We start from the raw sequence: 14,853 nt of genomic DNA on the forward strand, positions 1-14,853 counted from the left end.
ACCAAGGATGATTTTAGAAATTCACAATTCCATTGAATTAAAGTTGGATAAAAAAGAATTAACAGAAAATGATTTTGATCAATTATCCTCTTTATTTAGGCTTAGAAGAAAAGGAGGTACATTTATACTAGCGAAAGTTTCCTTTTTAGAAAAGTTACTAAAATTTCAGTGGAGTCCGCACGACCTAAGCAATATTAAAATGCTCATAAAAGATCAAACACAATGGAGTAATTGGTTAAAACAATTAGATTTCAGAGTTGTATTGACATCATTAGATACTAAAGAAAATGAGGAGTTAGCATTGAACAGCTTTCCTCATGTATATCTAGGTGATTTCAATGATTGCCTTCCGACGGTTATCGCTGAAAATATCAATGATGTAAAATTTTTTAAATACATGACAGATAGCTACCTTAAAGAGGAATTAAAGATAAGAGGTGTTCAAGTTTCAGCAAATGAAAAACTAGGTGGTGGTTCAACAATTGATCAAGTGATAAAAACACACCAAGAAAATAATGAGGGGTTAGCATTTTGTATCGTTGACTCGGATAAAAAACACCCTGCATGTAACTTTGGCGAAACAGCATTAGCTGTTAAAGCTTTACCATTACATAACTTAACTAAAGCAGTTTTTACAGACTCAAGAGAAATAGAAAACCTAATTCCATTTGATTTAATGCATGAAGTTTTTAGTAGTAAACACCAAAAATTAAAAATAAATTCGTATAACGAGTTCCGTAAAAGTAACATAGCAGGACATAACCCTATAAAGTATATAGATTTTAAAAAAGGATTAAGAAAGTATATTGCATGTAAAGATACCTGCTTATCTACTAAAGCTTTTTGGAATGAAGTACTTATCAGTACAGGTCATGATTGTAATTGCAATTGCTCATCAGCTAAAAAGTGCCAATGTGTAGTTTTAGATGGCTTTGGTTCTGATTTGTTGAAAACAATAGTTGAAAAGTTAAAAACTACCGAATTTAAAATTTCAGCTGTTGAAGAGTACTATAAAGAAGAATTATTTTATTTATGTAATAAAATGGTTCCGTTTGTAATTGCTCCAACTAAGTTAGTCTGCTAATTAAGGTATTGAGTTGTAACTAGACTTGTAATACTAAATAGAAATATTAGTGCAAAGCCCATTTAGACGATGGGCTTATCTATAACCATCCACCATGTTCTGAATTTGCATTAGTAATTTATTTTTAGCCTTTTCATCATGTTGAGGTATCACCACATCTATTTTTACCTCTAAACCTAAAGCTTCCATTAAATCGAACGCGCGGCCAATTGATAACGAGCCTGTGCCATTTTCAAAGTCACTCACCGTATTGATACTAATACCGGAGAAATCCCCCGCAGTTTTTTGGTCAAGCTTTTGGCTTTTCCTCACCATACTTGCCAATTTACCTAATTGTTTTGCTGACTTTATCGTGACTTCCATTACCAATCCAAAATTCACAGTGTTTTGTGAATAATAGTTAAAAAAGTACAAAAAAGCTAATAATTCACAATATTTTGTGAATTATAGCGAAAGTTAACTCAGTAAAGGATAAATCCACAGTATTTTGTGAATTAGTAAATTAATAGGAATGAACCTAATAAATTCACAATAACTATGAATTTAGGTAATTGAAAATTTCATTCTCTTTTTAATCAAAATGGTGCGGAGGTTTACAAAGCGTAGTTTGGGTAGAGTGTAACGAAACTGGACAAGGGAAAGGCGGCTTTGCTCAATAGCAATGCGCTAAAGGCTCAATAGGCAATAATTGAATCGTTTATTACTAAAGATGGCTTGGTATTTAAGAGGCATTAAAAAAGTAGCATCCTTGCTACTACAAGTGCGATATTAACTGCTTGGTTGCGAAGGTTGATACTTATTAACGAGAATGTGTTGTAAATTTTTAAGTGCCCGCTTTATCGCTTGCAGCATACTTCTTCCCTTTGTATTTACATTAATACTGGGTAGCCCAGGTAAAAGAATATTAATTTTGCATTGCTGCAAAGTGCCGTGACGTTCACTCGAAAGATCATTTATTTGAATCTCTACTTTACGAATATTTAAAGTATGTTTTGCCAATTGGCTTTTTATCAACTTCAAAAGCGACATCTTTTCACTTGCGTTAATTATCTTGTTTTTAACTGTAAGTTTTAGCTTCATGCAATGACACCTTTTAATAGTAACTATGTTGCAGGCATGACTGTAATCTACTAACTTAGTGACAAAGGAAAAAGCTGATTATTTCTTATTTTAAAACAGGTATTTTCGAATGATTACCAACATCAACTACAATCACTTATATTATTTTTGGCAGGTTAGTAAGCACGGCAGTATTGCAGCGGCGAGCAAAATACTTAATTTAACGCCGCAAACGGTCAGCTCGCAAATTACTAACTTAGAGCAACGATTAGGAAAACCACTGTTTGTTCGCCAAGGGCGAGGCCTCCAGTTAACGGAGTTTGGCCATGTAACCCAGCAATACACCAATGATATGTTTGCTATTGCTCACGAATGGCTAGAAACCACGCAAGGTGATACCACGCAATACTCACGAACATTAAAAGTGGGTATTTCAGATGTGTTACCCAAATCACTGGTGTCGAAGTGGCTAGCGCCTTTAATAAATAACGAGCGTATAACCAACTTACACTGTATTGATGGCCAACAAGATGAACTGCTGGCACAAATGGCGATTCATAAGCTCGACTTAGTGTTAGCCGATAAACCACTCGATACTACTTTGCCATTTAAGGCGTTTTGCCATGAAATAGGTAAAAGCCAAATCGCTCTTTTTGGTAACGAAACATGGCATTCGCAATTACATAAGCAGTTTCCGCAGTCTTTAAACAACAAGCCTTTAGTGCTCCCCGCAAAAGAAAGCCCCGTCGCACGTGCTATTTATTATTGGCTACAAGAACACCAGATTGAAATGACAATAGCAGGCCATGTTGACGACAGCGCATTAATGAAATCGCTTGGCGAGCAAGGGTTTGGTATATTCCCCGCGCCAATTTTAGTAAGAGCCGAAGTAGAGCGCCATTACGACGTTAATTACATTGGTACAATTAATAATGTTTATCAGCATTATTATGCCTTTACACCCGATAGGCTCATTAAAGACAGTATTTATGATGAATTTATAAAGCACGCTCAAACAACGTAAGCTTATCGCTATTCGTCATGTACATATTAGTTGGCTTAATTAAGAGCTCTATTTTTAAATACAAAATGGTATTTATAACAAAGTAAAAACTTCGTCGTTTAGCTTTATATTAAACTTTCACCGCGGGTCATGTGATGATTAAATTATTGAATTAATTGTTTTTTATTGCATGGCAAGCCTGCCAGCACCAACCATAAGCTCGTTCTAAAAGTATTGAATATTATTCAGGCTTTATATGAATAAACTGCATGGCTTGTTATTTTAAATAGAAATCTAGATGGCTAAAAGGTGTTTTACCTCTTATCACTTATCAATCAGAGCTGTTAATTTAGTTAATTCACTTAAGCGTGAATCTCGCTCATGTTTTACCTGAAATAAACCCGTTTTTCTTCATGCTACATACCGCGTATAAATTTATTAACTCTGCAAAGCAGCACGACTGCTTAACCGTTATATCGGTTTACAGCCAGTTAATAAAAGCAGTAACAACTGAAATTGAAAGGATACGGCTATGAGCACTGAGCTTACATTTACGATTAAAAGCACTAACTTGGATGAAAACTACCATCCATCAAATAACACACGTATTACGACCAACTTCGCTAATTTAGCAAGGGGTGAAAGTCGCCAACAAAACCTGCGTAATACCCTAAAAATGATCAACAACCGCTTTAATGCACTGGCCAGTTGGGATAACCCACAAGGGGATCGTTACGAGGTTGAGCTCAAGATCATTTCGGTTGATTTAGACATTGCATGCAGTGGTCAGGCATTTCCGTCAATTGAGGTATTAAAAACTAATATTATTGACAGCCAAACCAACGAGCGAATTGAAGGCATGGTGGGTAATAACTTTTCATCGTATGTGCGCGACTACGACTTTAGCGTGTTATTGCTTGAGCATAACAAAAGCAAACCGCAATTTAGTATCCCCGATAACTTTGGTGACTTACACGGCAAGTTGTTTAAATGCTTTGTAAACTCAAATACCTATAAACAGCACTTTAAAAAGCCGCCAGTTATTTGTTTAAGCGTGTCTGATAACAAAACCTATCAGCAAACCGAAAACTTACACCCCATTTTAGGCGTAGAGTATCAGCCTAATGAGCCGTCGTTAACTGAGCAATATTTTAAAAAAATGGGCTTACAAGTGCGCTACTTTATGCCACCAAACAGCGTTGCACCGTTAGCGTTTTACTTTTTTGGTGATCTACTTAACGACTACAGCAACCTTGAACTAATTAGCACCATTAGCACCATGGAAACGTTTCAAAAAATTTATCGTCCAGAAATTTATAACGCCAACGCCGCCGCAGGTAGCCGTTATAAACCTAATTTAAAAAATGACGACCATTCATTAACGCAAATTGTGTATGACCGCGCAGAGCGAGGTCAATTAGCGGTTGAGCAAGGTAAATTTACCGAGCAGCACTTTATTAAGCCTTATCAGTCAGTGCTGCAGCAGTTCTCAGCAAGTATCGCTTAATCACACAACAAAATTAAAGGCAGCATTTATTATGAAAAAACTATTACCCACTTCATCAGCAGGCAGCTTGCCAAAACCGTCATGGCTTGCTGAGCCCGAAACCTTATGGTCACCGTGGAAATTACAAGGCAGTGAGCTGGTAGATGGCAAACACGACGCCCTGCGTATTTCCCTGCACGAGCAACAAACCGCAGGCGTAGATATAGTTAGCGATGGCGAACAAACCCGCCAACACTTTGTAACCACCTTTATTGAACATTTAAATGGCGTTGATTTTGAAAACCGTAAAACAGTTAAAATTCGTGACCGTTACGACGCCAGCGTACCCACAGTGGTTGGCCCTGTGTCTCGCACTAAATCGGTATTTGTTGAAGACGCCAAGTTTTTACGTCAGCAAACCAGCCAACCAATTAAATGGGCACTGCCTGGGCCAATGACCATGATCGACACCCTGTATGACGATCACTATAAAAGCCGTCAAAAACTAGCTTGGGAATTTGCTAAAATACTCAACCAAGAAGCCAAAGAGCTAGAAGCCGCTGGGGTTGATATAATTCAATTTGATGAGCCCGCTTTTAACGTGTTTTTTGACGAAGTAAACGACTGGGGGATAGCCTGCCTAGAGCGAGCCATAGAAGGGTTAAAATGCGAAACCGCCGTGCATATTTGTTACGGCTACGGCATTAAAGCCAACACCGATTGGAAGAAAACCCTCGGCACCGAGTGGCGACAATACGAAGAAGTATTCCCTAAGCTGCAAAAATCGAATATTGATATTATTTCGCTCGAATGCCAAAACTCACATGTACCCATTGAGCTACTAGAACTGGTACGCGGTAAAAAAATAATGGTGGGCGCAATTGATGTAGCCACCAATACCATAGAAACTCCCGAAGAGGTGGCAAAAACTTTACGCGAAGCGCTTAAATATGTAGATGCCGACAAACTCTACCCCTGCACCAATTGCGGCATGGCACCCCTACCGCGCGACATCGCAAACGGCAAACTCAACGCTTTAAGCAAAGGCGCAGAGCTAGTACGTAACGAGCTATTAGCAGCAAATGTTGCTTAATTTTTGTTACAGCTGATGCAAAAAGCCACACTTTTACACATGTTGAAGTGTGGCTTTTTTAATCAAAATGGTGAGGGGGGTTACAGTTAAAATGCAAGGTTAAAGGCAAAAGGTGTTAGGTAAAAGGTTTAAGTTCGTTGAGTGTTGGTTGGATTTAGAGCAACAAACCTAGTAAAAATAGTTAAATTTAACCGAGCCGTAAGGTAGTACTGGTTGAGTGGAAAGTGCCTCTTGCAGACTATCAGGATCTATAATGTCTGAAGTCAAGATTTGACCCCCTTTGACTGACCCTCTGACTTCTTGAGGTAATACTGTCATAGAGCGCTTTTTTGGTAATTTAAAGCATGATTGGTTATTCAAAGTACATCAGTCAACGAGAGTGTTTATGAAAAAGGCGTGGCTGCATACATTAAATATAACAACTTAGAGCGCCTGCATTCAGCGAAGAATGATCTATCGCTTTGAAAGTTTAAAATTATCAAGTTAAATTTTCCAGCTTTAGTTGAAAAGAACTGGTTCAAAGTCTAGTGTTTAAGGGATTAAGTAAAGCATGTTTAAGGAAAGTTCATGAATATATTAAAAATAAAAATTATCGTAGCATTTTGCTTTACCTTTTTCTTTATAAACAAAGTATATGCAAGCGGTCTTACCGCGGCATACTCATGTTCAAACTGTGATTATCAGGGGGCAGTAAACCTCGCTCAGAGTTTGTATATTAGTCCGAATTGTAATGAAGAAAATCTACAAGGTGGTCAAATATTTTTAGGAACAACTACTTTTCAGTGTTACAGCAATCCTAGAACGCTCATCATTGCAAATCCAATTACAAGAGACGCATTCAAATTTGTGGTGACTACTGAACAAGTTTCTAGTTTTAGCAATACTTACAACGTTCTTGTTAGTGATCAAGTATTGACCGTGACAGAATCGCAAGCATTAGAGACCTTTTACAATATCGATGCAGACTTTAGAGAGGCCGTAACCTCCTTTGCCGCTACCTCTGTTACGAATTCGCAAGTGCAAAAACAAGAATCCTTTTACAATAAAAATGCATTTGTATTGAACAGCAATGCGTCAACATTGAATAACAATGAAACAAATTGTGATGTACATCCAGCCAATTTTTTGTTTAACCCATCGTTTGGAAGAGATTTATACGAATCACTTACTAATGATATCAGTTCACAAATAGGTTACAGGCAAACGTGGACAGATTTTACGTCTTCTCAATCTATCACCGGTAGCGGATTAACTGTATCTAATAACGGAGTTGGAATACAAGTAAACTTATCGAGAGATATCAATAAAGTTTATGCATCTCAGGTTTACGGAAGCTCCAATAACTTACTAAACTTTGAAGTAACATATCATGGTGATACATTTATAGGTGACCGAAGCTTTCAATATACTCCCCCACTTGATATTGGCTATTTGCCGGACAGAGTGCTCAAACTTAATTTTACATTTTTGCCTGGCTCATCGAGAATTGATGGGTATCCTGTAAGCTTTTTTTCTAGGTCTAATTTAAACTTCCAAAGTGAAGGTATGTCTGAGTGTCTTCAACAAATATTGGAGCAGAATTCAAACTCAACCCGGAGAATACTCGTTAACCCAGACGGGACAGGCACAGTTGTAGGCGCAAGTGGTACAGGAGGGTCTCTTGATTCAGGTGGTACTGCTGTCACAATACCTGGTATCTACCGAAATATGGGTGGTTGTCATATTGTCGAGCTTGTTGTAGTGGTAGAGTACCCGGATGGTACTGTTAGCAGCAGCGTAAGTGCTAGATGGTTAGATTGTTAAAGGTCTTTGCCGAATAACGTCATGATTGTTGAAAAGCATTTGTGCGAAGTTAGTTAGCAATCATAGCGTTTGAATCTTAGGACTGTATCCAAGTGTTCTTATCATTTAAACTCACTTTAAATATGACTACGCACTCAGTAATGACATCGATTGGTGTGAATATGCATCATTCACGCATATGAATTAAGTCAGTTTAATTAAAACCAAAGCGGTCAAAAACTAAAGGGATCAGACCAAAGAGAGACAAAAAAGTTATTTGCCAACCAGTTTTTCTTATTTTAACTTTTAGGTAAAGGCTAATACGCTGGGGGCGACTTTTGTAATTTACTTTTTAAAGTTGCTAGTTAGCTAGCAAGGTGAGCCTTATGAAAATAAGATTGGCTAACCGCTAACCGCTAACTATTAACCTTAACGCCTTCTTTGTATTAATAGCTATCCCAATATGGGGTGTCTCCGAAGTATTTGCTTGAAAAATCAACAAACGCGCGTACTTTACTCGGTAAAAATTGCCTGTTTGCATACACCATGTAAAGCCCCATAGGCTCGGGTTCAAGGTGTTGTAAAATACGTACTACTTTTCCTTGGGCTAATGCCTCTCCTGCAATAAAAGTAGGTTGCATGGCAATGCCGCCGCCTGCTATGGCTGCGTTTAGTAATATATCGCCATTGTTAGCCACTAAATTACTATTAAGTTTAAACTCACCTTTTAGCTGGTCTACACCTGCAAGCATTTTTGTTGGCTCTGCGTTGGCGTAGCGCAAATAGTTATGTTGTTGCAGCTCTTGTAATGTAGTGGGTGTGCCGTGCTGTTTTAAATATGCAGGCGATGCAAATACCGCTAACTGTATAGGCGCTATTTTTTTAGCAATAAGGGATGAGTTTTTTAACACGCCTATACGCAATGCTATATCAATGCCTTGCTCAACTATATCTATAAATTGGTCTGTTAGTTTTAAATCTAACTTTAAATTTGGGTACTGTTTTTGAAACTCAACCAGCAGTGGTGCTAAATGCCTTGTACCAAACGACATAGGCGCGCTAATACTTAATACGCCAGATACACTGGTGCTTAAATTATTAAGAGAGTTTTCCATATCATCAATATCAATAATAACTTGCTGGCAGCGCTTAAAATACTGAACACCCGCTTCGGTAGGGCTTACTTTACGTGTAGTGCGGTGCAGTAAACGAGTATGTAAATTATCTTCTAGGGCTGAAACATATTTACTAACTAACTGAGGAGAAATATCGAGCTTTTTGGCAGCTTTAGAAAACGAACCTTCTTGCACAACGGCTAAAAAGGTTTTCATGGTGGTCAGCTTGTCCATAATTAACAACAATTTGTTTTTAATATATAAATAAATAGCATATTTATCGTCAAAATAAAAACCAATATAGTGTTTAAACTCATTGTTAGTTAAGGTTTTTAGTATGACTCAGCCCGCATTATTTTTATCTCATGGCTCACCAATAATGGCTATAGAGCAATCGGCTACTGCTAATTTTATAGCGTCTTTGGGGCAGTCACTTAATACACCCACTGCTATTGTGGTTTTTTCAGCGCATTTTGATCAAGCAAGCAATATTAAAATTACCGCAGGGGCAGCGCCTAAAACTATTCACGACTTTTATAACTTTCCAGCTCAAATGTACAACATACATTATCGCGCTCCTGGTTCGCCAAAACTTGCCAATACTATTGCTAATTATTTTAATAGCGAAGGGCTGAATGCGGTACTTGATAAAGAGCAAGGGTGGGATCACGGTGTGTGGATCCCATTACGTTTAATGTACCCACACGCTAATATTCCTATTGTGCAGGTGTCTATTAATACCCGCTTAGGCGCAAAAACTATGTATAAATATGGCCAGTTACTTGCTCCGCTTCGTGAGCAAAATATATTAATTATTGGCTCCGGCGGTATTAGCCATAACCTAGCTGAAATATTTAAAACCCCGGCTACCCCAAACCGAGTGCCCATGGTAAAAGCATTCACCCATTGGGTTGAACAAACGCTTTTAGCGCACGATATTCCAAAACTATTAAATTACTTAACCGAGGCGCCATTTGCCTTATTTAACCACCCTACACAAGAGCACTTTTTACCATTATTTGCTGCTATGGGTGCAGGGGGCAGTTACATTGAAAAGATTCATGAGCAAACCGAAATGGATATTTTAGCGCTTGATGCATATAAATTTTATTAATTTGAGCAAGTGTTCAAATTAAGTTAAGCTGGTAGTCACTAATCTACAAGTATCTTAAATTTTTGGGAGTAAACATGGCAACCACACTCGCATTTGACGTATACGGCACGCTTATAAATACCCATGGTGTGCTTACATTACTTAAAGATATGATTGGCGATAACGCACAAAACTTTTCAAATACATGGCGTGAAAAACAGTTGGAATATTCGTTTAGGCGCGCCTTAATGCAAAACTATGTTCCGTTTTCAGTTTGTACTAAACAGGCACTTGATTACGCGTGTTTAGCGCATAAAACACAGCTTGGTGACGATCAAAAACACCAATTGCTTGAGCAATATAAAACGTTACCCGCCTTCGACGATGTTAAAAAAGGGCTTGAGCAACTTAAAGCACAAAATTACCGATTGTTTGCGTTTTCTAATGGCGCGGCCGCTGCGGTAAATACCTTACTCGAAACGGCTGGCATTATTGAGCTTTTTGAAGGTGTTGTAAGCGCCGACGACATTAAAACTTTTAAGCCAAACCCGGGTGTTTACAGCCATTTTTTACGCGAGGCAAATTCAACGTGTGCAAATACGTGGCTTATTTCGAGTAACCCTTTTGATATAACCGGCGCTATTTCGCATGGTATGCGCGGTGCGTGGATAAAACGCTCAGAAGACTCTATTTTTGATCCATGGGAAATTCAACCAATTACCACAGCAACCGATTTAGTTGATTTAAAGACCAAATTGGTGAGCTAATTAACATTGCCTTTAATACACTTATTGGTGCAAAGCCAAGGTTTTATTTGCAGGTTTTAGGGCGTTGCTGTTAACGCCCTTATTTTTATGTATTTTCAAATACCAAACCTGCCTCTTTTTATTCAAATTACACATAAACTCGACTTCCAAACTTTCAATATAAAACGTGTTTACATTATTTCTAATGTAATTCTTTGTAATTAATTATCCATTTCTTAACCCGAAAAAAAACATAGAAGTAATCCATTTTCATTATTGTAAATAAAAATCATTACCATTAAGATCCTTGAACCCAAAATGAGTACCAAGGAGCGAAATATGTCACAATTACAAACTGCACAGCTCAGTCCTATCCAAAACCAAGCTTTATTTGAGCAAAACGGCCTTCCGCCGCAATTTAATCTTGATCAATTTATTAATTATCAAATAGCGTCGTTACAGGGGCTTTCGGCTGTGCAACAAGCTATGGCAAAAGCGCAAAAGCCGTTTTCTGGCGTGTCTGTTAATACACTTGCCGCCACTGTTAATGATGTAGATTTAGCCAAACCTCTCGCTGATTTTCCTGCTGTATTAAACGAGCTTAAAAGCGTGTATTTAGATCATGCTGTGTATTTTCATCACCCACGTTACATGGCGCATTTAAATTGCCCTGTTACGTACCCAGCGGTTGTGGCAGAGCACATAATTGGCGCAATCAATACCTCAGTAGACACCTGGGATCAAAGCGCTGGCGCGACTCTTATTGAACAAAAATTAATTGATTGGAGCTGTGAAAAAGCAAAGCTACCGAGCACTGCCGATGGCGTCTTTACAAGTGGTGGTACGCAATCGAACTTAATGGCGATGCTTGTTGCACGCGAAGTAGCCGTGAGCCGTTATGCCCCTGAGCATCAAGTAAAACTACAAGGTTTGCCAAACGTTGCCTCGCGTTTTCGTATTTATTGCTCCGAGGTTGCACATTTTAGTATTCAAAAGGCTGCGGCGTTATTGGGCTTAGGTTATAACGCGGTAGTCCCTGTGGCTACAAACAGCAAAATGCAAATGGATATGGACGCGCTTAACCATGCAATTGCGGATTCTAAAGCTAAGGGCGATTTACCTATAGCGGTGGTTGTTACCGCTGGTACGACCGATTTTGGCTCAATTGACCCTATTGAAGACATAGCAAAACTTGCTAAAAAAGAGCAGCTTTGGTGCCATGTTGATGGCGCATACGGTGGCGGATTATTGGTGAGTGAGCACCATCGCAGTGCCTTAAACGGTATAGAGCTCGTAGATTCAATTACTATTGATTACCATAAATCGTTTATGCAGCCGGTTAGCTGCAGTGCCTTTTTGTTAAGTGACAAACGCCACTTTAGCCATATTACACTCTACGCCGACTACCTAAACCCATTAGCAGAGGCCGGTAACGGCACACCAAATTTAGTTGATAAAAGCTTACAAACCACACGCCGTTTTGATGCCTTAAAACTTTGGTTAACACTGCGCACTATGGGGGAAGCGCCACTTGGCCGAGCATTTGATAAAGTAATTGGCCTTGCTCGTCAAACCCATATAGTGCTTAACGAGCACCCTGATTTTGACGTTATAAATTACCCAGAGCTTAGCGCGCTGGTATTTCGCTTTGCGCCAGAGGCGCTAAAACATAACCCCGATTTACTCGACACCCTAAACCTACACGTACGCCAAACATTTTTAAAAACCGGTGACGCCATGATTGCACGCACCAAAATTAACGGCCGTCATTATCTTAAATTTACGTTACTTAATGCCCAGTGCCAATTGAGCGATGTGCGCGCAGTGCTTGAGCAAATTAGCACTATTGCGTGGCAAACGTATAAGGAGCAACAATAATGAGCAACCAACCTTATGACTTTATAGCCATTGGCCTTGGCCCGTTTAATTTATCGTTAGCGTGTTTAAGTGAACCACTAGAAGGCGTTAAAAGCTTATTTTTAGAGCAGCGTAGCCAATTTGATTGGCACCCAGGCATGATGCTAGAAGGTGTTACTTTGCAAACGCCATTTATGTCTGACTTGGTGACCCTTGCCGATCCTACTAGCCAGTACAGTTTTTTAAATTATGCCAAGCTTAATAATCGGTTATACCCATTTTATATTCGTGAGAGCTTTTTTTTACTGCGTAAAGAATACAACCTCTATTGCCAATGGGTGTGCTCGCAGTTGAGTAACGTAAGCTTTGAGCAAAGTGTAACTAAGGTTGAATTTTGCCAGCAAACTCAGTGCTATACCGTTACCTGTAATACCCCAGGCAGTGAGCAGCAATATGTTACGCGCCACTTAGTGCTTGGCACCGGCCCTGCCCCATATATTCCTGATTGTGCAGTGCACAGTAATTCTAATAACGTAATGCACAGTAGCGACTTTTGCCACCGCCTTGATGAGCTAAAATCCGCTAAACGCGTAACGGTTGTAGGAGCTGGGCAAAGTGCTGCCGAAATTTATCACACCCTATTACAACAAGCCGTGCCACAAGGTTTGCAACTAGATTGGATAGCTCGCTCGCCGCGTTATTTTCCGCTGGAGTACACCAAACTCACCCTTGAGATGACCTCACCTGAATATGTTGATTACTTTTATAATTTAAAAACTGAGCAACGAGATTGGCTTAACCAAAATCAAAAAAACTTATTTAAAGGCATAAATGGCGATTTAATTAACGACATTTTTGACACCCTTTACGCGCAAAGCTTAGATGGACCCATTTCTACCACATTTAAAACGAACAGCAAACTTACTAATACGCGTAAGAGTGCTGGGCGTTTAGTGACTGAGTTTTACCATCAAGAGCTAAATGAAGCCTTTGAAATAAAAACCGATTACTTAATTTGTGCCACGGGCTTTAAATACAAGCGCCCCGCTTTTTTAAACCCCATTGCACAGCAGCTCCCAGAAGATGACCAAGGCCGTTATATAGTAAGCCGTGAATACGCAATAGATACCGACCAAAAACGTATATTTGTACAAAATGCAGAGCAGCACACCCATGGTTTTGTAACCCCCGATTTAGGCATGGCGTGTTATCGCAACAGTATAATTTTGCGCGAAATACTTGGTTATGCGCCGTATCAGGTTGAGCAAAAAATTGCATTTCAGTGCTTTGATTTAAGCGATGTAGAAACTCATTCACAGCAAAAGAGTAACGCCGCATGAGTTTACGTTTAGCGCTTATTTTACTTACGGTTATTTCGGTGGTGTGCGACACCTTATTACTGCCGTTTTATCCGCAATTTTTTGCCAGTGAATTTTCTGTAAGTAACCCCACGCTTATTGGGGTGTTTGTAGCTAACTGTTGTATTACCGTTATGCTCGCGCTGCCCCTGTGGGCAAAGGTTGCTAAAAAATACCACGAGCTGGCGCTTTGGCTTGTAACGCAAGTGATTGCCGCATGCTTTGGGTTGCTTTGTTATTTTGCAACTAACGTGTGGGAATTTTGGTTTTTTTACCAACTTATGTTGGTACTTAAAGCCAGTTACCTGCTTATTTATCCGTTTGCACTGCGTTTAGAGCAGCAAAGTAAGCACCTTTCTATTATTGGCTTGTTTTCAGTACTTATGCACTTTGGCGCTATTGGTGGCGCGTTAGTGGGCGGGTACTTTTTTAGTTTAAACGAGCCGCGTTATGCACTGTTATTAAGTGCTGCGGGCGATGTAATACAAGTGCTCCTATGTGGCTATTTAATGCTGAGCTTAAAACTAGGTATTTATCAGCACGCTATTGAAAGCGAAAAACCGCGCACTCGTACCCCGTACTTTATTTGGCAATTTTGCTTTATAAGCGTGGTTGTTTACTTTAGCGCCTTTTTAATTAGGCCATTTTTTACAACCCATTGGCAAGGAATGAGCGCGCAAAGTAGTGCGTTTGAAAGTGCGCTTGTGTACGCCATTCCTGCTTTTTCAGCCCTACTAATGCTGTTGTTTAACCACTTTAGGCAGCACTTACCTCTTCCTACGCTTAGCCGCACAAGCACATTATTGTGCGCGCTTATTTTTGGCGCTATTGGGCTTTATTTACAGGCGCAAGAGTCGGTGTGGTTAGTTGTCAGCTCGCGCATTCTATACGGTATAGCGCTGTTTCAAGTAATGGTTTTATTGGAGGTTATGTTATTTGCTAAAAGTGAGCCTGCTCACTACGGCAGTGATTTTGCCAAAGTGCATGTTGCGCAAAATATTGGCGTTATTATAGCGTCGTTATTGGTGGGTATGAGTGTGGAATATTTTAATACAACCGTCCCTTTTTACTTTGCAGCCATTGGCTTTGCAAGCCTTGGCGCTATTTTGCTATGGCGGGTTAAATTTGTTGGCCGCACTGCACACACACCCACTTGATAATTAAACGTTTTAGGAGT

The 14,853-nt window shown here is 39.4% G+C and carries 13 protein-coding genes and 1 pseudogene; 11 read left to right on the forward strand and 3 right to left on the reverse strand.

Going from position 1 to position 14,853, the window contains the following annotated elements; genetic code table 11:
* Positions 1-7 precede the first annotated feature (7 nt).
* A complete protein-coding gene (locus ATS71_RS13900) occupies positions 8-1,084 on the forward strand; it encodes a hypothetical protein (RefSeq protein WP_058405360.1) in 1,077 nt (358 codons plus the stop codon).
* Positions 1,085-1,159: 75 nt separating this feature from the next.
* On the opposite strand, the gene ATS71_RS13905 is transcribed toward ATS71_RS13900, so the two are convergent.
* Complete coding sequence (locus ATS71_RS13905) at positions 1,160-1,447, reverse strand: helix-turn-helix domain-containing protein (RefSeq protein WP_058405361.1); 288 nt, start codon at positions 1,445-1,447, stop codon at positions 1,160-1,162.
* 405 nt (positions 1,448-1,852) lie between these two features.
* The gene (locus ATS71_RS13910; protein WP_058405362.1) at positions 1,853-2,164 is read right to left on the reverse strand and encodes a hypothetical protein; all 312 of its coding nucleotides are present in this window, start codon (positions 2,162-2,164) and stop codon (positions 1,853-1,855) included.
* Positions 2,165-2,273: 109 nt separating this feature from the next.
* Between ATS71_RS13910 and nhaR the strand changes: the two genes are divergently transcribed.
* The 5 genes and pseudogenes from nhaR (at position 2,274) to ATS71_RS13930 (ending at position 7,528) form a co-directional block, all read left to right on the forward strand.
* The gene (nhaR, locus tag ATS71_RS13915) at positions 2,274-3,167 is read left to right on the forward strand and encodes a transcriptional activator NhaR (RefSeq protein ID WP_058405363.1); all 894 of its coding nucleotides are present in this window, start codon (positions 2,274-2,276) and stop codon (positions 3,165-3,167) included.
* Positions 3,168-3,678: 511 nt separating this feature from the next.
* Positions 3,679-4,653, forward strand: coding sequence for a DUF1852 domain-containing protein (locus ATS71_RS13920; RefSeq protein WP_058405364.1), 975 nt, complete (start codon positions 3,679-3,681; stop codon positions 4,651-4,653).
* A 31-nt stretch (positions 4,654-4,684) separates the two neighbouring features.
* Positions 4,685-5,725, forward strand: a complete 1,041-nt coding sequence (locus tag ATS71_RS13925; protein ID WP_058405365.1) for a methionine synthase — start codon at positions 4,685-4,687, stop codon at positions 5,723-5,725.
* Positions 5,726-6,032: 307 nt separating this feature from the next.
* Positions 6,033-6,190, forward strand: a pseudogene (locus ATS71_RS18600) (integrase core domain-containing protein); the annotation flags it as partial.
* A gap of 102 nt (positions 6,191-6,292) precedes the next feature.
* Complete coding sequence (locus tag ATS71_RS13930; RefSeq protein WP_058405366.1) at positions 6,293-7,528, forward strand: hypothetical protein; 1,236 nt, start codon at positions 6,293-6,295, stop codon at positions 7,526-7,528.
* A gap of 425 nt (positions 7,529-7,953) precedes the next feature.
* On the opposite strand, the gene ATS71_RS13935 is transcribed toward ATS71_RS13930, so the two are convergent.
* Entirely contained in the window at positions 7,954-8,856 is a 903-nt protein-coding gene (locus tag ATS71_RS13935) for a LysR family transcriptional regulator (protein WP_058405367.1), read from the reverse strand.
* Positions 8,857-8,959: 103 nt separating this feature from the next.
* On the opposite strand from ATS71_RS13935, the gene ATS71_RS13940 reads away from it, so the two are divergent.
* From ATS71_RS13940 to ATS71_RS13960, 5 genes are all read left to right on the forward strand, one after another.
* On the forward strand, positions 8,960-9,736 hold the full coding sequence (locus ATS71_RS13940) for a DODA-type extradiol aromatic ring-opening family dioxygenase (protein ID WP_058405368.1): 777 nt from the start codon (positions 8,960-8,962) through the stop codon (positions 9,734-9,736).
* Positions 9,737-9,810: 74 nt separating this feature from the next.
* Positions 9,811-10,482, forward strand: a complete 672-nt coding sequence (locus ATS71_RS13945; RefSeq protein WP_058405369.1) for a haloacid dehalogenase type II — start codon at positions 9,811-9,813, stop codon at positions 10,480-10,482.
* Positions 10,483-10,800: 318 nt separating this feature from the next.
* Positions 10,801-12,339, forward strand: a complete 1,539-nt coding sequence (locus ATS71_RS13950) for a pyridoxal phosphate-dependent decarboxylase family protein (protein WP_058405370.1) — start codon at positions 10,801-10,803, stop codon at positions 12,337-12,339.
* Positions 12,339-13,658, forward strand: coding sequence for a lysine N(6)-hydroxylase/L-ornithine N(5)-oxygenase family protein (locus ATS71_RS13955; protein WP_058405371.1), 1,320 nt, complete (start codon positions 12,339-12,341; stop codon positions 13,656-13,658). Before ATS71_RS13950 ends, ATS71_RS13955 begins: the two co-directional genes overlap by 1 nt.
* Positions 13,655-14,833: an MFS transporter gene (locus tag ATS71_RS13960; RefSeq protein ID WP_058405372.1), complete on the forward strand. Its 1,179-nt coding sequence runs from the start codon at positions 13,655-13,657 to the stop codon at positions 14,831-14,833. Before ATS71_RS13955 ends, ATS71_RS13960 begins: the two co-directional genes overlap by 4 nt.
* Positions 14,834-14,853 lie beyond the last annotated feature (20 nt).

It is taken from the genome of Pseudoalteromonas sp. H71 (assembly GCF_001468485.1).
Taxonomy (GTDB): domain Bacteria; phylum Pseudomonadota; class Gammaproteobacteria; order Enterobacterales; family Alteromonadaceae; genus Pseudoalteromonas.